Annotated in this window: 18 protein-coding genes; 7 read left to right on the forward strand and 11 right to left on the reverse strand. The window is 42.6% G+C overall.

Translation table 11 applies throughout. The annotated features are described in order from the left end of the window. The first annotated feature begins 3 nt into the window (after window positions 1–3). Window positions 4–1425, forward strand: coding sequence for a catalase (locus tag RHS_RS08810; RefSeq protein WP_395021857.1), 1422 nt, complete (start codon window positions 4–6; stop codon window positions 1423–1425). Between the two features lie 28 nt (window positions 1426–1453). After that, complete coding sequence (locus tag RHS_RS08815) at window positions 1454–1801, forward strand: DUF4491 family protein (RefSeq protein ID WP_044289784.1); 348 nt, start codon at window positions 1454–1456, stop codon at window positions 1799–1801. 114 nt (window positions 1802–1915) lie between these two features. Here RHS_RS08815 and RHS_RS08820 read toward each other — a convergent pair whose 3' ends face one another. Then, window positions 1916–3316 (reverse strand): glucosidase, encoded by a 1401-nt coding sequence (locus RHS_RS08820; protein ID WP_047832972.1) that lies wholly within the window; start codon window positions 3314–3316, stop codon window positions 1916–1918. 176 nt (window positions 3317–3492) lie between these two features. Between RHS_RS08820 and RHS_RS08825 the strand changes: the two genes are divergently transcribed. After that, window positions 3493–4401, forward strand: a complete 909-nt coding sequence (locus RHS_RS08825) for an AraC family transcriptional regulator (protein ID WP_047832973.1) — start codon at window positions 3493–3495, stop codon at window positions 4399–4401. A gap of 39 nt (window positions 4402–4440) precedes the next feature. Here the strand turns inward: RHS_RS08825 and RHS_RS08830 are convergent, their stop codons facing one another. The 4 genes from RHS_RS08830 to RHS_RS08845 are packed head-to-tail and all read right to left on the reverse strand — an operon-like array spanning window position 4441 to window position 9675. Next, the gene (locus RHS_RS08830; RefSeq protein WP_047832974.1) at window positions 4441–6507 is read right to left on the reverse strand and encodes a hypothetical protein; all 2067 of its coding nucleotides are present in this window, start codon (window positions 6505–6507) and stop codon (window positions 4441–4443) included. A 6-nt stretch (window positions 6508–6513) separates the two neighbouring features. Then, a complete protein-coding gene (locus RHS_RS08835) occupies window positions 6514–7362 on the reverse strand; it encodes a carbohydrate ABC transporter permease (protein WP_330373838.1) in 849 nt (282 codons plus the stop codon). Window positions 7363–7383: 21 nt separating this feature from the next. Next, a complete protein-coding gene (locus RHS_RS08840; RefSeq protein ID WP_027296896.1) occupies window positions 7384–8292 on the reverse strand; it encodes a carbohydrate ABC transporter permease in 909 nt (302 codons plus the stop codon). A 36-nt stretch (window positions 8293–8328) separates the two neighbouring features. Continuing rightward, on the reverse strand, window positions 8329–9675 hold the full coding sequence (locus RHS_RS08845) for an ABC transporter substrate-binding protein (RefSeq protein ID WP_052430971.1): 1347 nt from the start codon (window positions 9673–9675) through the stop codon (window positions 8329–8331). 326 nt (window positions 9676–10001) lie between these two features. On the opposite strand from RHS_RS08845, the gene RHS_RS08850 reads away from it, so the two are divergent. Then, window positions 10002–10628, forward strand: a complete 627-nt coding sequence (locus RHS_RS08850; protein WP_044296622.1) for a class I SAM-dependent methyltransferase — start codon at window positions 10002–10004, stop codon at window positions 10626–10628. Between the two features lie 41 nt (window positions 10629–10669). Here RHS_RS08850 and RHS_RS30655 read toward each other — a convergent pair whose 3' ends face one another. Continuing rightward, window positions 10670–10780 carry an NUDIX domain-containing protein gene (locus RHS_RS30655; protein WP_377139686.1) on the reverse strand — a complete coding sequence of 37 codons (111 nt, stop codon included), beginning with the start codon at window positions 10778–10780 and terminating at the stop codon, window positions 10670–10672. After that, complete coding sequence (locus tag RHS_RS08855) at window positions 10759–11682, reverse strand: LysR family transcriptional regulator (protein ID WP_044296623.1); 924 nt, start codon at window positions 11680–11682, stop codon at window positions 10759–10761. The genes RHS_RS30655 and RHS_RS08855 overlap by 22 nt, the downstream gene beginning before the upstream one ends. 116 nt (window positions 11683–11798) lie before the next feature. On the opposite strand from RHS_RS08855, the gene RHS_RS08860 reads away from it, so the two are divergent. Continuing rightward, on the forward strand, window positions 11799–12821 hold the full coding sequence (locus RHS_RS08860) for a putative sulfate exporter family transporter (RefSeq protein ID WP_047832975.1): 1023 nt from the start codon (window positions 11799–11801) through the stop codon (window positions 12819–12821). A gap of 120 nt (window positions 12822–12941) precedes the next feature. On the opposite strand, the gene RHS_RS08865 is transcribed toward RHS_RS08860, so the two are convergent. The 4 genes from RHS_RS08865 to RHS_RS08880 all read right to left on the reverse strand — a co-directional run bounded on the left by RHS_RS08865 (window position 12942) and on the right by RHS_RS08880 (window position 17440). After that, window positions 12942–13745 (reverse strand): GyrI-like domain-containing protein, encoded by an 804-nt coding sequence (locus tag RHS_RS08865; protein ID WP_047832976.1) that lies wholly within the window; start codon window positions 13743–13745, stop codon window positions 12942–12944. A 59-nt stretch (window positions 13746–13804) separates the two neighbouring features. Beyond that, entirely contained in the window at window positions 13805–14473 is a 669-nt protein-coding gene (locus RHS_RS08870; protein WP_027296891.1) for a TrkA family potassium uptake protein, read from the reverse strand. A 26-nt stretch (window positions 14474–14499) separates the two neighbouring features. Continuing rightward, a complete protein-coding gene (locus tag RHS_RS08875; RefSeq protein WP_027296890.1) occupies window positions 14500–15792 on the reverse strand; it encodes a TrkH family potassium uptake protein in 1293 nt (430 codons plus the stop codon). Between the two features lie 262 nt (window positions 15793–16054). Further along, window positions 16055–17440, reverse strand: a complete 1386-nt coding sequence (locus tag RHS_RS08880; RefSeq protein WP_044296626.1) for a L,D-transpeptidase family protein — start codon at window positions 17438–17440, stop codon at window positions 16055–16057. Window positions 17441–17699: 259 nt separating this feature from the next. Here RHS_RS08880 and RHS_RS08885 point away from each other — a divergent pair, with 259 nt between their 5' ends. Continuing rightward, complete coding sequence (locus RHS_RS08885) at window positions 17700–18806, forward strand: Ig-like domain-containing protein (protein WP_047832977.1); 1107 nt, start codon at window positions 17700–17702, stop codon at window positions 18804–18806. Window positions 18807–18894: 88 nt separating this feature from the next. Beyond that, the gene (locus RHS_RS08890; protein ID WP_395021863.1) at window positions 18895–21051 is read left to right on the forward strand and encodes a glycogen debranching protein; all 2157 of its coding nucleotides are present in this window, start codon (window positions 18895–18897) and stop codon (window positions 21049–21051) included. Window positions 21052–21163: the final 112 nt, after the last annotated feature.

Consider the following 21163-nt stretch of genomic DNA (forward strand, 5'->3'; position numbering starts at 1 on the left):
CCCATGCCACATCACTATCAATACGGTTCTCAGCCTAACCGATGCAATATGGGTCAGAACCGATGCACCCAGGATTCCCATTCCCCTTCCCAAAAATGCCGGAATCATAACATGGTTGAACACGCTCAGACAGTTGGTCCAGGCGGCCCCGTACTTTTACAGGACACCATTTTGCATGAAACTCTTGAGACCTTTGTCCATGAAAAAATCATAGAAAGAGCTGTACATACGAAAGGCTATGGAGCATTTGGATACTTTACGGCCTATCAGTCTATGCGCCCTTATACCAAAGCATCCTTTTTACAGAAACCAGGTCAGGTAACCTACACCTTTTCACGGTTTTCTTTTGCCGTGAGTACAAAAGGAACCCCGGACACCGCCCGGAATGTAAGGGGATTTTCCACCAAATTCTATACAGACTGCGGCGTTTTTGATCTTCTCTGCAACCATATTCCTGTTTTCTTAGTAAGAGATGCCATGAAGTTCCCGGCTGCCATCAAATCCCTGTCACCATCACCGGTAAACAACATTCCAAATGCACAGGCATTTTGGAATTTCGTGGCGGAAACTCCGGAATCGACTCATTTTGTAACCCTTCTGTATTCAGATCTGGGGACGCTGGCAAGTTTTCGTTGTATGCGTACATACGGCGTCAATACTTACGTCTGGGAGAATGAAAAAGGAGTTCGGCGTTATGTAAAATACCATTGGATACCATCCTGTCAGGAATGTACTTTAACCCGGGAAGAAGCAGCAAAACTGGCTGGCGAAAATCCCAATATTGCCGGGGAGGAATTATACAATACCCTGGCCGGGGGTGAAACCTACCAGTATGAACTCTGCGTTCAGTTCATGAATGTGGACGAAGCCTGCAGCCTCACATTTGATCCTTTAGATGACACAAAAGTCTGGAATCAGGAACAATTTCCTCTTACAAGGATAGGATGCCTCACCTTAGACCGCAATGTGGATAATTATCAGCAGCAGGTAGAAAAAGCTGCCTTTTCCCCTTCTAACCTGATTGATGGAATCCAGCTTTCTGCAGATAAGATGCTGCAGGGACGTTCCTTTATCTACTGGGATGCACAGCGAAGAAGAATTGGTCCGGATTTCAGGGATGTTCCGGTCAATCATGAAGAAAAATGGACACCAGGACAATTGGTTTCCAGCGGCACCGGGGAATGTATCTCCGGCTCCATTGAACGCTCTGAAATTCTAAAAGAAGACAATTTCACCCAGGCTGGGGAACGTTATCTTTCTCTTTGTCAGGAAGCACGTGACCATCTGGTTGACAACATTGCTTCCGAATTGTATACCACTTCTGAAAATATCCAGAAATGCGTGCTCAGCTACCTGTTCGCAGCGAATCAGGAATATGGAACCCGAGTTCAGGAATGTATGTGCTGGTATCAAAGACAGCATTAATTCTCATAATAAGAAAGGAAACAAACTTATGTATTTTGAAGGTTTACTGATTGGTTTATTTGCATTTTTGACCATTGGCGTGTTTCATCCCATCGTCATCAAAGGAGAATACTACTTCTCCAGTAAAATCTGGCCACTCTTCCTGCTTGCCGGAGTTCTTTGCTTAGTCCTTACCGTTAATATTGAAAACACCATGTTCTCTTCCCTGTTCAGTATCTTAAGCTTCACCTGTTTTTGGAGCATCGTAGAATTAAAAGAACAGGAAGAGCGGGTTGCCAAAGGCTGGTTTCCAAAGAATCCAGACCGCCCGGAAAAATTAAAATTAAAATTTAAAATGAAAAAGCCCTGTAAGAAGTCTTCCAAAAGTGTTTCATAATAACTAATTCCCTATTTCCCCATGAAAATACCTCCTAAGTAGATTTTGGTTATTACCTTGTCTGCTTAAGAGGTATCATATCAGATAATGGGACCGCCTTTCTTAATTATTCTGTTATTTCCACCCACCTGGAAGATAACCCATCGTTGCAGCAATCATATCATTGGCTAAAGAGCGAATATCATCTTCACTGCAGTTTTTACCTGTAAATGCCGGATCATTGAGAAATGCTTTTACAACAGCTTCTTTACTGCAGTTCATGGCTGCCTCCATGATATATTCATGATTTTCAATATGCGGCATAATCAGGGTTTTTACGGAATCCGGTATCCCGCCTGCTACAACCGGGCGGATGGCATCCCGTTCAAACACTGCATTTGTTTCTACCACTGCACCCAGCGGAAGATTGGGAATCTGTCCAAAGCTGTTTGGAATATTCACATTACTGATAACCCGTTCAAGCCCGCATAATGCTTTTATCAAAAGAATCCCTTCTTCTCCGGTAGGCCTTAATTCCACTTCTTCTTCCTGTGTCAGCAGTTTTTTACTTTTGTCCAGACGATTTTTCAGGTCTTCTTTTCTCCACTCAACTGTTGTCAGTCCGAATTTCCATTCTTCTACTGAATCTGGATCTTTCAGGTACTCATTTCCCGGCATAAACTCTGCCAGATGACGGTCTCCTGCTGCTGCAATCAGACCATACCTTCGAAACAGGTCAAACTTCACACGGTGTGAGCATGCAAAACATACATTTGCCCAATTGGTATCTCTTTCCTCATACCCTTCTTCAAAGTGCTTCTCTATATAATCCCGATACACCGGGAACAAGTCCATTCCTTTATAAGATGCATAGTCAAACCACGTAAAATGGTTAATACCCAGAACATTCACCTGTATATCTCTGCGGTTGACCTCTTCCAATCCATAAGTATCTTCTAAAATGCCTTTTAATACTTTCTGGGTGCCAAATACTTCATGACAGCATCCAAAAGCCTTTATCCCGGGGAAGACCTTGTACAGGGTTTTTACACACAGAGACATTGGATTGGTATAGTTTATTACCCAGGCATTTGGCGCATGGTCACGGATTGCTTTTGCGATTTCAACAAACATGGGAATCGTCCGCAGTGCACGGATCATTCCTCCCGGACCTGCCGTATCACCTACTGACTGGTAAATTCCAAGTCTTTCGGGCAAATGCACATCTGCTGCCATTTCTTCAAAAGTCCCCGGTAAAATGGAAATCACAATAAAATCTGCACCTGACAGTGCTGCCTGCAGGCTGTCATAAGTTTTATATTCCCATTTTCCCACCGCTTCGCTGCGTTCACTTACATGATTTCCAATGACTTCATTTGCTTTTGCAGCCTCTTTGTCGATATCATATAAGCGGATGGTACCACTCATGCGGGGTTCCATAGCCAGATCCGTCATAAATGTCCATGCCCATCCTCTGGAACCTCCCCCGATATAAGTTATTTGTACATCTGATGCTTTGTCGTGATTATACTTCATGCGATTACCTGCTTTCTTTAAATTAATTACTGTTTTCAATGCGTACCCGATACCTGCAGCTTTATGAACTACTGGACATTACGACAAAATATAATATAATGTTTTATATATTCTATATCTAGTACATCCGGACAGTAACGATAGAGTACTAGATTATTCATACAAAGGAGACAAATATGCGCAAAGTCCTGTATAGTGAAAGTATCGACGGTATTATGATTGACCGGGTCGTACGAGATTACGAATTTACCATGCCATCCAAACACACCCATGATGAATATGAGATCTATTATCTGGTGGCAGGTGAGCGCTACTATTTTATAGAAAAACAAACTTACCACATTAAAAAGGGAAGCCTGGTCTTCATAAACCGCAACCAGATCCACAAGACCGGTCAGTACGGCGACTCCTACCATGAACGTATTGTGATCGAATTTCTGGATGAGCCTTTTTCTACATTTCTTGCTTCTACAGGGGAACTTTCTCTGGCTGAGTTTTTCCGAAAAAACCAGGGGGTACTGCAGCTGGATGTTCCCCGGCAGAAATATGTCCTATCCCTCCTGGATGGAATCGCAGACGAAATGTATACCTGTGATCCCGGATACCGGATGATGACGATGACAAAGCTTGCCAGACTTTTGTTCTTTGCCATGCGCCATTGGTCAAACAGTGTTTCATCTGCTCCAACCACTGCACTTTCCACTTCAGCTACTCATCAGAAGGTGTCGGAAGTGGCCTCCTTTATTACCGCAAATTATGATTCCGCCTGTTCACTTGCCCATATAGCCGATCATTTTTATATGAGCAAAAGCTATTTAAGCAGAATTTTCAAGGAAATAACCGGCTATACGGTCAATGAATATATCAATGTAAACCGCATACAGCAGGCGCGGATTCTGCTCGCGGAAACGGATTTAAGTATCACGGAGATTGCAGAACGGCTGGGCTATGAAAGCATCACCTATTTTGAAAAGATCTTTCGTAAGCATACCGAAACTTCACCCCTGAAATACCGGAAGCAATTCAATAAAAGCATTGCACTGACCCGTCCAAAATCCTTTGGTGCGGAAATTATGGAATCCTGATACAATTTATTCCATGATTTCCCTGTTAGAACAAAAAAATTAATACGGAAAAGGATGTATATTTTCGTATTCCACTTCCCACATTCCATTCTCTGGAAATCCGGGCAATGTTTTCCTGCATCCTGCATAACCGGCAGTCATCATAGCCGCAGCCAGCAGAAGGGAACCATTTCCCGGCAGATACAGAGGAAGATCCGTCCGTCCCGCCTGATAGTTGTTTCCGCTAATTACATATGAATTCTTGGGAGAGTCTTTCAGCAGAATATCAATTGCAGTTTCCGGATCGTTCAGCCTTATGGCAGTCATTGCCATCATAGCAAAGTCCCAGCCCCACATTGTGGTAAAGTCCCAGCAGTCAAAGACTTTCTTTAAAGTTGCTTTCATCCGGTTCTTAAGAATACGGTCTCCGGGAATCAGACCATATGCTCCGGTCATGGACGGATGGTCACGCCCCCACTCTTCAAAGGTGGCAGGACAGGTCTCACATGCCAGATAAGCCCCCGCTTTCACTGATGACGGTGCCATATGTTCTGCAGTATAGATCCAGTTTTCCGACTCTTTTCCCAGACGTTCTGCCCACCTGGCAGCAATATGCAGGGTAAAATGCCAGTATTCTAATTCAAAGGTGGGATTTTTCGTTGTCCGGGGATCATGTTCCTCCTGGGCAGGAATCAGCGGTGACGGCAGGTCATAATATCCGGTCATCTCGTTCCAAATGGTAAAGTCACACATAAAGTCTGCTGTTTCTTTCACCACCTCCCAGTACTCCTCCAGCAGTTTCTGCCCGCCGCCATTTTGATAAACCAGTTCCAGCATATAGATAATATGGGGCTGCTGCCAGATCAGCAGCACTGCTATAAAAGAAGGACTGTCTACCCCATCATAAGCTACCATCTTCGGCCACCTTGCCCCCCGGTAACCATTCCCAGCTGCATTCTCTTTTGCTATCTGAAGATGCTTCCGGTACCAGTCCAGGCTCTTTTCTAAACGATCTCCCTGATTCCAAAGCGGTAACCAGGCGCAATGCCAGGGGTACATTTCCAGATGGAACTTTCCGTACCAGCTGTTGCAGGTCAGCCCCGTTTCCTGGGGAGGCATGGACCCACAGGATTGCAGCTTCAGCAGATATTGGGAAAGAATGATCCTGCGCTCCAGTTCAAGGGCTCTCTTATCCTTTGACCGGTGGAGATCGATCATTCCACAGATATCCCAGAACTTCTTCCATTCCCTGCGGCTGCTGCTTTTCACCTGTTCATAATCCGGTATCTGCACCTGTTTACCAGCCGAAAATCCTATGGTAAAAGTCAGTATCCTGCCATAATTTCTAAGGTTTATGCAATGACTGTTATCCGTTGCCAGTGCAGACTCACTCTCCCTGTTTAACATCACATGATACTGATCTCTGTCCAGTATCCGGTGAATATGTACCATTCCTTTTAAATCCGTACAATCCCCATCCGCTCTCCTGGTTTGATGCCACTGCCCATGTTCCCAGTCGGATGCCGTAATATCACTGCTGCCATAAGGAAACATGATCCCCACGGTGAGCTCCCCTGTCTTCAATGCTTCTGAATCCACTTGAATTCCAAGTACATCCCATTCTCCGGCACAGATAGTCTTCACCTCTGCCGGGTATCCACAGATGGTAAATCTGCTTGTTATAATTCCTTCATACAAGGACAACGTCTGATCCACATTTGTAATATCCGATGAAGGTATCTCTTCCCCATTCCACAGAAAAGTCAGCCTGCATAAATTAAGTCGATGGGGATTTTCACGCAGCCAATGATAGATTTCTTCATTTCCCGGCTGACAGTCAGATGCATAGCTGACTATCCTGTCTCCATTTTTGTATTTTGTTTTTACTACCTGGGAGGGCTTAAAATAAATGTCTCTGTTTTCTCCTGCCGGTGCGGTATGCCATCCCCATTGGCTCATAGTGCAAAGTGGTACATGGGCTTCCTTTTGCTCCCCGTAAAAAGTCTGCAGCCCGGTTACATCCACGGTAAACGCAAATTCTCCGTTTCCCACCGTTAACGGTGACTCTATACTGGCACAAACAAGATGGGGATTGTGCCTGCTCAGCAGCAACTGTCTGTCAATCATAGCATTCTATCCTTTCAATCCGCTGGTACTGATTCCTTCCACCAGATATTTGTTAAAAACCAGGAAAATGAAAAATACAGGAATCAGGGAACAGGTGGACATTGCGAACATCGCACCGTAATCCGTTGTAGAGGAAGCATCTGCAAACTGTTTAATTGCGATGGATGCCGTATACATCTTAGGTTTATTCAGATAAATCATAGGTGCCATAAAGTCATCCCATTTCCAGTAAAACTGAATGATTACCGTTGTTACAATAGATGGCTTTAGCAGCGGGAAAATGATCCTGGTAAAAATGGAATATTTGCTGCATCCGTCTATGGTTGCTGCTTCATCCAGTTCTCTTGGAATCCCTTTTGCAAACTGCATCATCTGATAGATGAAGAATGCCTGTCCGAAGAAATGGGGCAGAATCAGAGGCAAAAAAGTTCCCACCCAGCCAAGCCTGTTGTATATAATATACTGCGGCACCAGAATAATCTGAGCAGGCAGCATCATGGTACAAATCATGGCAGTAAACCAGATCTTGCTTCCCTTGAATTTGATTCTGGCAAATGCATAAGCGACACATGCCGAACTAAATACGGTCGCCGCCGTAGAGATACCAGCTACAATAAACGAATTTGCAAAAAATCTCCCAAAAGATATTCCTCCAAACCCGGACCATCCATTTGTAAAATTCTCAAATCTCCAGTTAGGGGGCAAAAGTTTCAGCCCGCCATTTAAAATTTCCATGTTATTCTTAAAAGCACCACTGATCATCCAGAGTACCGGATAAATCATAATCAGCCCAAATCCGCATACAAACAGATGGTAGAAGAAAGTGCCAAAGCGATGTTTTGTTTTCATTCCCATGTCAGCTTATCCTCCTTCATCCTATTGGTCTGATTCCGAGAATACCCAGAATTTTGACGATTTAAATATCACAAGTGTAACGACACTGATCAGAACCAGCATAATCCAGGACATAGCGCTGGCATAACCCATATTGGAATACTGGAACGCATGTTTATATACATATAACGCGTAGAAATTCGTTGCATCGTTTGGTCCGCCCTGGGTAATTACAAATGCCTGGGTAAAAGACATAAATGCTGATATTGTCTGCATTACCAGATTATATAAAATAATAGGGGACAGACATGGCAGGGTGATCTTGAAGAACCGCTGAAATTTATTTGCTCCGTCAATATCTGCCGCTTCGTAATAACTTCCGGGAATTTCCTTTAGCCCTGCTGCAAAAATAATCATAGAGGAACCAAACTGCCATGCAGCCATAGCAATAAGAATTCCCATTGCCGCATTTGGATCTCCAAGCCAGGAAATCTTCTTCATGCCTATTCCGGTGAGAATAGCATTGGCAAGGCCTCTGGTAGAGAAGATTGTCTTCCATACCAGGGCTACTGCAATACTGCCGCCGATCAATGAGGGAACATAATATAAAGATCGGTAAAAAGTAACGCCTTTTCTCTTCTTTGTCAACAGATATGCAACCAGAAGGGCAAATGCCAATTTTACGGGAACGGAAATCACAACGTAAATAACGGTCACTTTCATCGAATTCATAAATCGCTCGTCCGTCAGCAGACTTAAATAATTCTGCATACCAATAAAAGAAGCATCCTGCCCTAATTTGTAATCTGTTACCGAATAGTACATGGATACTAATATTGGAATCAGGGTAAATCCCAGGAATCCAACGATAAATGGCAGTGAAAACAGATAACCTGCCGTATTATTGTTATGTATAAACTTCTGAAATTTACTGCTTTGTTTCTTTTCCATATCCATTCTCCTTTTCTTCCATGGATGTCAGCAATTTTAATTAAATTTGCTTTGGGCAAATTCTACTAATTTCTGTGCCGCTTCCTCCGGTGTTAATTCTCCATACTGCACTTTTTCTACTAACAGCTTATCCTGGTCTTCAATTTCTGTCTTGGGTTCCGGACTGATTACATTACTGTCCTCCAAAGGGAATTTACCAATTTTATCAACAAAGTCATAAATCACCTTATTTGCGTCATCCGCCTGCGCTTTTACTTCCTCTCTTACCTTAGACATGATAGGAACACCGCGCTCTCCGTTTAACACTTTATTTGCTTCTAAATCATTTACAAAGTAATTTACAAATTTTGCTGCTTCTTCTTTCTGTTTGGAGTTTTTTGAAATAGAAAGCATCTGTGAGGATTGAACAATCATACCGTAAGCGCCGTCTTTTGTAATACGGGGAACCGGTGCAATCTTGATTTCTCTTCCCGCAGCATTGATAATGGAATTGATCTGGTTGGACGCAACCCAGGTCATACCTGCATCTCCCGTAACCAGATAATCATTTTCAATATCCTTTATTTCTTTAATTGCTCCTGCATCGGGATATGATCCTGCATCGGTCAGTTCTTTTATCATAGAGAGATAATCTGCCATCGGCTTTGCGTCTGACCAGGCAAGCCCATTTCCTTCTTTATTGAAGAAATTGGCATCTTTTTCTGTCTGAGACACTCTCTGGGTCACCCCGGCAATAAAGTTATCCATTTTGGAAGTACCAAAAATCCCCAGCTTTTCTGTGATTGTAAGACAGTCCTGCTTCCACTCCTCCCAGGTCCAGTCATCGGATGGTTCTGTCAATCCGGCCTCTTCAAAAACAGCAGGATCATATGCGATTCCATATGTATTTGTTCCAATAGAGATACCTACCTGATCCCCGTTATTATTCTGGGTTGTTTTCAAAAATGACTCCGTGGTATCCTTTACATCAATTGTCCCATTATCGATATAACTGCCAAGCATCTCTATGTTATTTTCGTATTTGGGGAAATTGCCTCCCAGCTGGAAAATATCCCATACATCATCAGCAGCCACTAAAGTATCCAGCTTTGTAAAATAGCTGTCAAAATCATAGAATTCCGCTTCAATTTTTACATTTGGATTCTGTTCCTCATACATCTCAATTACCTTATTGGTGGCATCATGTCGGCTTTGTGATCCCCACCATGCCATACGTAAGGTAATCTGGTCTCCGGAAGCTTCCCCGGAACCCGCCTGTGTTTCTTCCCGGGTGCCATCTTTTGACACCTCCGTACTTTTGCTGTCCGAACTGCCGCCGCACCCCGTCAAACCAGCAACCATAGTCCCCGCCAATAACCATGCTAAAGCTCTTTTCATTTTCATAATTAACCTCTCCATTTCTTCTTATTTTCTTTCGTTTGTCCTGATATGTTGACATTCTATACGAAACTTCCTTTTAAGTCAATATACATATAAAAAGTGCATAAATAAAATTGATTTTCCATCATTTTCAAACTATATTTACTTTTTTGTTTGTGCAAATTGGACAAAACAAACCCTGAAATTTCTGGCATTTTTTTTGATTGACCAAGAGTTGACACACTCCCCTGCCCGCTTTATAATGGATTGTACGAACTTTTACACAAGAGAGTATTTGAAAAATGCATGAAACGTATTGGAATAATACTCCGGAAAAGGAGCCATCGAATATGATAAAAAATCTCACAAAAAATGCCCGCCGCCCGGAAGGGACATGGGGCAGTCTGATGATTCATAAAATGAATTTAGGACATGCCCGCCTGACAAAATGGGCACTTTACCAGCTGGATCCAGAGCCGGACTGCAAAGCGCTGGATATTGGATGCGGAGGCGGAAAAGCAGTACGTCGCCTTTTGAAGTTAATTCCTCAGGGAAAAGTCTACGGTGTAGACTACTCTCCTCTTTGTATCGAACGTGCACTAAAAGAAAACAGCCATTTTATTGCAAATGGAAGGGCAGATATTTTAAAAGCCAGTGTCTCCAACCTGCCATTTCGGGATCATGTTTTCGACCTGGTAACCGCTATTGAAACCATTTATTTCTGGCCGGACATTCATTCTGACTTAAAAGAAGTACTCCGGGTTTTAAAGCCCGGCGGCAGATTGGCAATTATATGTGAAATGGTACAGTCTGTAGACGATGATCCTGACAAATATTCGGAAGTGACAAAGCTTTTGAAAATGCATATTCCTTCTGCACTTGGTTTGAAAAAAGCGATGCTGGAAGCTGGTTTTTCAAAAATTCGCGTCCGTAAACATCCCAAACATGGGTGGTTATGTGTCATTGGAGAAAAATAATCAGCACTTGCCAAACTTTTAACTTTTCAACAATTCCCTCTTTAAAACAACTGGTCAAAACGTTCACGGCACCCCGGTGCAAAGGAAATATGACCGGTTTCTTCTTTTACTTCCCGGATGGCACACCCCTCTATGGATTCATGAGGCTCCACGTGCCCTCCCCAAGGAGTAAACCCACACCAGTCATACAATACCGGTAAAATTCCAGGTATTCCTTTTCAAAAATACTATCTTTTAGATATACAAAGTTAAATTCACGTGCCGCCTGGAAGTTTTGTATCGTTACCTTTTTTAATTTTCCTTCTCTGATTTCTCTTCTCACCACAGATTCGTAGGCAAATGTCAATCCCAGCTTTTCCTGTACCAGATGTTTGATGACTGCAAAATTCCCCATTTCACTCAGCTTTTCAAACTGCCCGATGCTCAGATTGTGTTCAGCCAGTATATCCTCCAGAATCCATCTCGTTCCCGAACCTTTTTCCCTTATAATCAGCGGATACTTCGTGATATCATCCATCAGCATTTCTTCCTGTATGGGAAAATCAGCGGCACACACTGCAATAAACTTTTCGTTTGCCAGAAGCACGTGACTGTAGGCATTCTTGTCAAACCGTCCTTCTACAACTGCAAAATCTATTTCACCTCCATCCAGTTTTTTCAGCAGTGCCGCTGTATTTTCAACCAGCATGGACAATCTGTTTTGGGGATACTCTTTTAGATACGCGGCTAAAATAGGCGGCATCAGATACTCCCCAATACTCAGGGTAGCTCCAAACCTGAAATACCTGGCGGCTGCAACAGGCTGCTGCATTAACTCATGAATTTTCCGGCTGTTCGCCTCCATTGTCAGTGCCGACCAATAGAATATCTGTCCTTTTGGCGTAAGTGTAAGTTCTCTTGCTTCATGGTCAAAAAAATTCATCCCGTATTCCCGTTCCAGATATTGAATATGCTGGGTAACTGCCGGCTGGGTGATATGCAGGGAATGTGCCGTCTTTGTATAATTTTTTAATCTGCATAATTCAAGAAAAGTTTTTATTCTAAAATCTAACATACGTCTCCTTAATATAAATATATATTATAGTTTTATAAAATTTAATAATTTTATTTTATAACCAAATGATGGTAAAATCAACAGGAATTGAAAAATAGTATAAAGGAGTGAATGTTTTGAAAAAATTTGCGGAACCACTGAAAAATTTGATTCCAGGATTCATCGTCTGCCTGATTATCTCATGTATCGCTCAGATAATCAGTTCATTTGTACCTGCTGTGGGCTCTGCCCTGTTTGCCATCGGCATCGGCATTCTTTGCGGCAATACCTTTTTAAACAGGAAATCCCTGAATAAAGGATGTAAATTCTCTGAATCTATGCTTTTGGAGTATTCCATTGTACTCACCGGGCTGACACTTCATCTGTCCGATATCCTTGGTGTAGGTATCTCCGGCATAATTTTTATTGCACTGCAAATGTCCCTTACCATTACCGGGACCTACCTCATCGGCAAACGGCTGGGCTTTCGCAAAAAATTCTGTCTGTTGATGTGCGCCGGAAATGCAGTCTGCGGTTCCTCCGCCATTGGAACAATTTCTCCGGTGATTGACGCAGATGCCAAAGATAAAGGGATTTCCATTACGATTGTAAATATTACCGGCACTTTTCTGATGGTAATTCTTCCGGTCATCACAGGCATTTTATACCATAATGAGACAATTCATGCTTCCGGTATGATTGGCGGAGTGCTGCAATCCATTGGCCAGGTTATTGCATCCGCTAAATTTATCAATGATGACGTGGTACAGATGGCAACCATATTTAAGATTATCAGAATTGTATTCCTGGTTGTGGTGGCGTTGGTTTTTTCCAAAATGAACACTGCTGATGGGGAAAAGCTCTTTATAAAGAAACCCTGGAAGAGCACGCAAAGTACAAGAATTTCCTGCGGGATTCCCTGGTTTATCATTGGATTTTTCATTTTCAGTATTATAAGCAGTATAGGCATAGTACCCCTTCCGATGATAAAAGCTGCAAAATTGATAAGCGGACAGTTTGAAATCATAGCCCTGGCAGCTATTGGTATGCGGGTGAAATTCCAGGATCTTTTGGATGAAGGCCCAAAATCAATGCTGTATGGGGGACTGGTTGGCACCATGCAGACTGTATTGGCAATTGTCCTGCTCTTCCTGCTTTAAGTGCGCTATACTTTTTAAAGCAAATATACTCCATTTCATAAAAATACCGCACCCGGGCGGCTGCTTTCGCAATCCCCTGATGCGGTAACGGGCTTTCATTTTTCCGGAAATCCCGGATTTCTATTCCGAATATTCCACCGGAATGATGATCTCTGTGACATATTTATTCGGATTTCCCTTAAAGATCATTCCAGGTCCCTTATGATACACTTCTCTGGAAGGCGTACTACAAGTATAACCCTTCTCCCTGGCATAGTCGAGCAATGCCTTGTATGCTCTGTGAAGTCCTTCATAACTCCCTGTGTGTATGGTACAGATTGCCTTATTTACAGCCGGCAGCTGTTTGGATCTGATATTCTTTCCCTCTGTCAGACCTTTTGCAGGCACACAGATCTCAATATCTGCTTCTTCTTTAAAATCATCGTCATGGTAACAGCAAAATGGTTCGCCGGCTCCTTTTCCCTTGATTTCCCTGTAAATCTCAGCCATATACTTGCCCATATCCTGATACCTTCCCTTAAATCTTATCGATGCCGCTGTGACAGCAGGGAAACTTTTGATCTCAATTTTATATTCCATAGATTCCACCTCCGCGTCTTTGGGTTTCAAATAGCGGTCCATCCGGCGGATAAGTTCCTTTTCTTTTTGAATCTGCCTGCGGATCATATCCTGCTTTTCTTCCAGATAATAGGATATATCTTCTGTACTTCTGCAATTTTCCATAATATCCTTCACTTCCGCAATACCAAAACTCAAATTTCGCAGAAACTGAATCAGTTCTGCTTTCTTAAAATCTACCTCACTGTAATAACGGTAACCGTTTTCGGCTCTGTGGGATGGTTTTAAGATACCCGCTTCGTCATAATAACGAAGCGCTTTCACCGTTAACCGGGTGATTTTAGAAAATTCACTTATCTTATACATGTTCCGCCTCCCTGTTACACTCATTGTAAACCTTCCTGCGCGGTGGAATGTCAATCCTTTTAATTCAATGAATCTTCAAATTTCTGTACATTATCTTTTTTCCCTACTACAACAATAATGTCTCCCTCCGAAAAACGGTAATTGGGGTTTATCTCAATGTCTGTTTTATTCTCTCTCTCAATTGCAATGATATTCAGCCCATATTTCTGGCGAAGATCTGCTTCAAGGATACTTTTGTCCACCAGGGAGCCGGATAATTTAATTTCTGTAATTTCCACATTATTATTTAAAGAAATGTAATCTAAAACACTGTTTGCCAGGAGCCTGTTTGCCAGACGCACAGCCATATCACTTTCCGGATATACTACCTGTGCCCCTATTTTTTCAAGGACAGCTCCCTGATCCGGGCTGATCGCCTTTGCAATGACTCTGGGTACTCCCAGGCTTACCACATTCAGGGTCGTCAGAATACTGGTATCAATTTTCTCACCTATGCAGACTACCACCGTATCACAATTTTGTATTCCGATTTCTTCCAGAACTTCTTTGGTAAGCGTCTCCGCCACAAAGGCATTTTCCGTAAATTGTCTCAGCTCTTTTACTTTACTTTCCGTATTATCAATTACGATAACCTCTTCTCCTGCCTCTGCAAGTGTTTTGGCAAGTGCCGTCCCAAATCTTCCAAGCCCAATAATACCATAGGAATATGTTTCTCTATTTTTTCTCATAATGTTAACCTTTCTGTTTTATATTGCTAACCTATAATAATTGTTTCTTCTGTATAACTTACATTCGAAGTTGCCTTAAATGCCCATAAAGATGCAATGGTCAGCGGTCCAAGCCTCCCGATAAACATGGTAATAATCAGTACCACTTTACTTGCCACACAAAGATCCGGTGTAATTCCCGTAGACAATCCCACTGTACCAAATGCAGACGTCACTTCAAAAAACAACTGAATAAAAGAACAGTCCGGCTCTAAAATACATAGTGCAAATGTACCGGTACATACTACAAGCAGCGCCAGGAACGTAATGATAAAAGCCTTTGTGATTACCTCTGTGGGAATCTTACGGCGAAATGCTGCACTGTGCTGATTCGTAGCCGAGCTTTTGGTAGCCTGCATCAATGCAAAAAAAGTACTGGTTTTAATACCGCCTCCGGTAGATCCCGGTGAAGCTCCGATAAACATTAAAATAGTCAGAACAAACAACCCGGCATTTGTAAAGCTGCCGATTGGATATGTACTAAATCCTGCTGTACGTGCGGAAACACTCTGGAAAAATGCTCCCAGCCAGGTGATATCTTCTGTCAGCTTCAATAGAATCGTACCAATAGCCAGCAGGAAAATACTCATGGTAATAACTACTTTAGAATGAAGCCTTAGTTTCTTAAAAGAACGTGTCTTAATTATATCTAAAATAACCAGAAATCCCAAACCGCCAAAAATAATCAGCCCGCAGGTAGTCAGGTTTAAAAGTACGTTATTCTGATATGGTATCAGGTTTTGTAATCCTCCCAGAATATCAAATCCGGAGTTATTAAATGCTGCCACCGAATGGAATAAACTGATGCCAAGTGCATCAAGGGGTGGAAAATCCTGCACAAATACAATAAAACTTAAAATTACTCCGGCTCCTTCAAAACACAGGGTCATAAGTAACACAGCCTTAACCAGACGCACAACACCTTTAAAACTGTTCAGGTTCATGGCTTCTTTTACTAAAAGCCTCCCCTTAATTCCCACACGTTTTCCGGCTGCAAGAATAAAAGTAACACCGACAGCCGTAACTCCTAAACCGCCTATCTGAATCAGAAGTGCCACCACCGTTCTTCCAAACACTGTAAAATGCTCTGCCGTGTCAATGGCAATTAAGCCCGTTACACAGACTGCGCTGGTGGATGTAAATAAGGCATTGATAAAACTTACTTCAGCCCCATCATTTACCGATATGGGCAGCATCAAAATCAAAGCACCTGCAAAAATAACCAATGCAAATCCCAACGCAATCAACCTTCCCGGTGACTGCTTTTTAAAAAATTTCATTTCGTTCCTCCTGTGATTTCATTATGCAAATACCGAACTCAAAAAACTTAAAATGCACAAAAAGACATAATCTACGTAAAAATCAGATTATGCCTCTTTCCATTATTTTCTAAGGTTTTTGCCCTAAACGTCCCCTGCATATATCACAAATGCCATCATTATCTTCTGAACTGTCCATATTGCAAAAATCCTTTCTCTAACTTATCAGTAAATTTATTTGACTCTATTATATTTAACTGTATAGAAAACGTCAAGGTATTTTTTAATATACAATAACCGGTGTTCCAATCTCTACTGCTTCATAAATTTTTTCTGCATTATCATAGGGCGTGTTCACACATCCATGAGAACCATCTGTCTTATAGATCTCTCCGCCAAATGCAGGACGGTTCAGGTCATGGATACCCACGTCCCCATTGAATGGCAGCCAGTAATCTACGGGTGATGCATAACCTTCTCCCTTTAGAATCGCGTTACGCTTCTTGGCATCTATTGCCCAGCATCCACCCTTCGGCGTATCCCATCCTTTGGAAGAGTTTCCGGTTACAATCGGAGTGTCTACAATCAGGTCTCCGTCTTTATAACACCACATCCGCTGTTCTTCAATGCTTACCTCTACGTAAGTATCACCAATATCATTTGTGGACCGGTCCATAGCGGTATAGACATATTCCGGTTCCAGAGTCTCCACCTTGCCTGCTTTTAAAGCCTCTAATAAAATCTCGGTTGTAGCATCCACATCCGTCGCCCAGCCATAGTCTCCGCCCTCCAAAGTGATCGTATCTCCTTTTGAGGTCTTAAATTCCCTGCTGAGTCCGAACGTATCCGTTTCCGCCGCCATTTTATTGACCCACTGCCTTACTTTATCTTCATCAATGGAGTATTCTCCATTATCCCCTTCAACCAGCCATTCTCTGATCTGACCTCTGTCTGCTACCATCTTACGGTCAACAAAATCGAAAGTAATCTCTGCCTGGGTTAAGCGGTTGAGTTCTTCCACCTGATTAACCATTTTTTCATTGTTGCTGTAGACTTCAGGATTCTTGTAAAGTCCTGCTTCTTCAAAAGATAGTTCTGTTTTATGTTTGTCTACCGCATCAATAATTGCCTGTTTCACCTGCTCCTGATCCATGGTATTTCCCGCCACTTCCGGGACGATCTCAAAGCCGGTGGCCGTCTCTTCTATGTAAGCATCTTTCGGTTCCACGATATTTCCATCCTTAAAACACTTTAAATTCTTAACCAGTGAAGACACCAGCTCTTTATCATAGGAAGTATTAACCGATGTTTCGTAATTCTCTTGTTTTCCCATATGTAAAAACCATAAAAATGGCTCCTGGGCTTTTAAGAGCTTCTCTACTTCCTGTTCTTCATCTGTGTACTGAAAACCCAGCTGTTCCGCCGTAATCACTTCTTCAAAGTTATCACGTCCTTTTAAAGTAAGATTGTATACAAGGATACTCTCCTGTATCTTATCCTCTACCTGGGCAACGGTTGCATTACTGCAATCCAGACCGTTTATAACCGTGCCGCCGTAGAAATGCTTCGTAAAATAAACTGCAATTCCCAGGTAAACACCAATTATAATCACGAAAAATCCAATTACTACCCCTAAAATTATTTTTTTCTTCTTAGTATTTCCCTTCATTTTTTCACCCCTTATGTCGTACTTTTTCAGCTCACGATACACTGATTTTCTTTAGCCTGAACATGTTTGATAACTGCCTGCTGCATGATCGTTACATGACAGGCTCTCATACAGTATATCATACCAGATTAATATATAAAAGTCATGTATGAAAACTTAAGCAAAAGTTCATATTATAGATGTTGCTAATGCTTTTTTCCTTGTGTATAATGGGTTACATCTATGAATAAAATATTAACAGCAAGTGAAGGATTGAATCATGCATAAGAAATTCCAAAAATTGTGTCTCGTTTTGCTGGTACTTACCACATTCTTTTCCCTTAATATGAATGTCTCTGCAGGCAGGTTTTCCAAAGTTCCTCCTGTCTCTATCAAATTAAAGCGTCCTGCTCTTTCCGTAAAAGAAGGCCAGACAGTAAAATGTATTGCACATGTGGTACCACAGAATGCCACCAGAAAAAAGATAAAATACCGCTCTCTTAATATGAAAGTAGCTAAAATATCTTCCAAAGGACTGATTACCGGTATAAAACCTGGCAAAGCAGTCATCGTCTGCTCCGTAAAAGGAGCTGCATCAGTGAAAACAAGATGTACGGTAATTGTGTCCCCTAAAAAATCAGAAATTACCTTTGAAAAATATGTACAGAACCTCTTTGCAGGTGAGTCAAATAAGATCACTCCTTATAAAAACGGGAAAATAATGGCAGCTGACCGGGTAACATTTGTTTCCAGCGCCCCCGCAACAGTGTCGGTTGACAGCGCCGGCAATATAAAAGCTTTGCAGTCCGGAACAGCTGTTATAACAGCTTCATCTGTGAAAAATCCGTCATCAGCCTCCTGTACCATACGTGTAAGTAATCGATCTGCACAGGGAAAAAGCTCAACTGTCTTTGTTGGAGCTTCCAGGACAAAAGGTAAAGAACAGATCCTGGATGACCATACGAAAAACATTCAATTTATTACAAAAAGCGGTGCAAGGCTTCCGTGGTTTCAAAACACCGCATTTGTAGAATTAAAAAAGTTCCTGGATAAAGATCCCGGACGAACTGCCGTCATCTGTATGGGGGTCAACGATATGCAGGATATTGAAGGATACATTGCCCTCTGTCGGGAGCTTATGAATCAGTATCCACAAACCAGAATTTATATTACTACTATTACACCTGTGGACAGCACCTTCACTTATCATACAGATGCTCAGATCCGGACTTTTAACCGTAAATTAAAAGCGGCTTTTGGCACCAGTGTAATCAATACCTACCGCTATCTGAATAAAACCGGCTTCGAGACTATAGACGGTATTCACTATGAACGGTCTACCTGCGCCAAAGAACTGGACTATATTCTGGATGCTATCGGTAAATAGGCATCAGCCGCAGCCAATGCGGCATCTTTTTAACTACTTAATAATGCAGTATCGCAGGCGGAACCTGCGATATGCAGGGGGTATAATAATGAAAAAATCCACAGTAATTTCAACAAAAGAGTATTCCACAAAAGTACTGCCTTCTATGATGAGCAACCATCTCCTTCCGTTAGATACAGTAGAAGGATACAAGGTTCGTCCAGGATTTTATGAAATTAACGGCGTCACTGCTATACCGGGTGGAATCAGTTTTACCGTTCATTCCCATAATGCCGTCTCCTGCGAACTGCTGCTCTACCATCCCGGACAATGCTCACCCTATGCCGTCCTGAAATACCCCGATACTTATAAGATCGGGCATGTCTTTTCTATGATTGTATTTGGTCTGAATATGGCGGATTTCGAGTATGCCTTTCGTCTGGATGGCCCTTACCAGCCGGAAAAAGGGTTCATTTTCGATAAGACAAAGCCGCTGCTGGATCCCTATGCCAGAGCTGTAACCGGACAAAGTGTGTGGGGTGTGCAATCCTCATGTGATGTCCAGTACCGGGCACGGGTCGTAAAAAACAACTTTGACTGGGGCAACTTCAGTCAGCCCCTGATTACAATGGAAGATCTGGTCATCTACGAGCTTCATATCCGGGGATTTACAAAACATATCTCCTCAGGAGTTCAGCATCCGGGAACTTTTGACGGATTAAAGGAAAAAATTCCATATTTAAAAAGGCTGGGAATAAATGCGGTTGAACTGATGCCGATTTTCGAATTCGATGAAATGAGCGACCGCAGGGAAGTGAACGGAAAAGAACTTCTAAACTACTGGGGCTATAATACCGTGGGCTTTTTTTCTCCCAATACCAGCTACGCCTCCCATAACGAAGCGAACCAGGAAGGACTGGAGCTTAAAAATCTGATAAAGTCTCTCAATGAAAACGGCATAGAAGTAATTTTAGATGTAGTTTTTAATCATACGGCAGAAGGAAATGAAGCCGGACCGTATTTTTCTTTTAAAGGATTTGACAACAATATCTATTATATGCTGACGCCGGACGGAAAATATTATAACTTCAGCGGATGCGGCAACACCTTAAACTGCAATCACCCCATCGTCCAGCAGATGATACTGGAATGTCTCCGCTACTGGGTCACCAATTACCGGGTTGACGGATTTCGCTTTGACCTTGCTGCCATCCTGGGCCGTAACGAAGACGGTTCTCCAATGAGCAAACCTCCGCTGCTGCAAAGTCTTGCATTTGATCCGATACTTGGCAATGTAAAACTGATTGCGGAAGCCTGGGATGCAGGTGGTCTCTATCAGGTGGGTACCTTCCCGTCCTGGCACCGCTGGGCGGAATGGAACGGAAAATACCGGGATGATCTTCGGAGCTTTTTAAAAGGGGATTACTGGCTTGCTCCTGAAGCCGTTAAACGCATTATCGGCTCTCCGGACCTCTATGACCCCAAACAGCGGGGCTATAATGCATCTGTTAATTTTCTGACCTGCCACGACGGTTTCACCTTATATGATCTCTATTCTTATAATGAGAAGCACAATGAAGCAAACGGATGGAATAATACGGATGGAACCAATGATAACCGCAGCTGGAACTGCGGCGCAGAAGGTGATACCACAGATCCGCAAGTCTTAAAATTACGTCACCGGATGATCAAAAATGCCTGTGCCGTACTGATGTGCAGCCGTGGCACCCCTATGTTCCTGGCTGGAGATGAATTTTGCAATACTCAGTTTGGGAACAATAATCCCTATTGTCAGGATAATGAAATTTCCTGGCTGGATTGGACTCTGCTGGAAAAAAACCAGGATATGTTTGACTTTTTTTCCTATATGATAACATTTCGCCGCAGCCACCCTGCGATTAGATGCAGCCTCGCACCCAGTTTCTGTAATCTGGAAGCCATCAGTATTCACCAGTTAAATCCCTATGAAAGCCATGTTACTTCCGAATCAAAAATGATCGGTATTTTGTTTTCCGGACGGCTTCCCGATGAGTCAGGGGATGATATTGTGTATCTGGCTGTCAATGTTTACTGGGAACCACTGACTATCACACTTCCTTCATTGCAGGAGCCGCTGAAATGGCGGCTTGCAGTCAATACTGCCGAAGAAGATCCGCTGAGAACATGCATCCAATCCTCTGATATGGCAGTCATGGAAGATCATGCTTTCCGGCTGGAACCACGTTCTGTTGCCGTGTTTACTGCCGCCCAAGTGAATCATCATTAAACTTTCAGGTAGAATAAATATAATGATTTCATATTACGCAATTATTATTTTCAGCCATGCAAAGAGTCAGCAGATAACCACCACCCCGGCGTATCTGCTGACTCTTTGTATT

Source organism: Robinsoniella sp. RHS (assembly GCF_001029355.1).
In the GTDB taxonomy this organism is placed as follows: Bacteria; Bacillota; Clostridia; order Lachnospirales; family Lachnospiraceae; genus Robinsoniella; species Robinsoniella peoriensis.

Coding starts and splice junctions, on each gene's coding strand:
- RHS_RS08810 (WP_395021857.1), top strand. CDS start 4: ATGCCACATCACTATCAATACGGTTCTCAGCCTAACCGATGCAATATG.
- RHS_RS08815 (WP_044289784.1), top strand. CDS start 1,454: ATGTATTTTGAAGGTTTACTGATTGGTTTATTTGCATTTTTGACCATT.
- RHS_RS08820 (WP_047832972.1), bottom strand. CDS start 3,316: ATGAAGTATAATCACGACAAAGCATCAGATGTACAAATAACTTATATC.
- RHS_RS08825 (WP_047832973.1), top strand. CDS start 3,493: ATGCGCAAAGTCCTGTATAGTGAAAGTATCGACGGTATTATGATTGAC.
- RHS_RS08830 (WP_047832974.1), bottom strand. CDS start 6,507: ATGATTGACAGACAGTTGCTGCTGAGCAGGCACAATCCCCATCTTGTT.
- RHS_RS08835 (WP_330373838.1), bottom strand. CDS start 7,362: ATGGGAATGAAAACAAAACATCGCTTTGGCACTTTCTTCTACCATCTG.
- RHS_RS08840 (WP_027296896.1), bottom strand. CDS start 8,292: ATGGAAAAGAAACAAAGCAGTAAATTTCAGAAGTTTATACATAACAAT.
- RHS_RS08845 (WP_052430971.1), bottom strand. CDS start 9,675: ATGAAAATGAAAAGAGCTTTAGCATGGTTATTGGCGGGGACTATGGTT.
- RHS_RS08850 (WP_044296622.1), top strand. CDS start 10,002: ATGATAAAAAATCTCACAAAAAATGCCCGCCGCCCGGAAGGGACATGG.
- RHS_RS08855 (WP_044296623.1), bottom strand. CDS start 11,682: ATGTTAGATTTTAGAATAAAAACTTTTCTTGAATTATGCAGATTAAAA.
- RHS_RS08865 (WP_047832976.1), bottom strand. CDS start 13,745: ATGTATAAGATAAGTGAATTTTCTAAAATCACCCGGTTAACGGTGAAA.
- RHS_RS08870 (WP_027296891.1), bottom strand. CDS start 14,473: ATGAGAAAAAATAGAGAAACATATTCCTATGGTATTATTGGGCTTGGA.
- RHS_RS08875 (WP_027296890.1), bottom strand. CDS start 15,792: ATGAAATTTTTTAAAAAGCAGTCACCGGGAAGGTTGATTGCGTTGGGA.
- RHS_RS08880 (WP_044296626.1), bottom strand. CDS start 17,440: ATGAAGGGAAATACTAAGAAGAAAAAAATAATTTTAGGGGTAGTAATT.
- RHS_RS08885 (WP_047832977.1), top strand. CDS start 17,700: ATGCATAAGAAATTCCAAAAATTGTGTCTCGTTTTGCTGGTACTTACC.
- RHS_RS08890 (WP_395021863.1), top strand. CDS start 18,895: ATGAAAAAATCCACAGTAATTTCAACAAAAGAGTATTCCACAAAAGTA.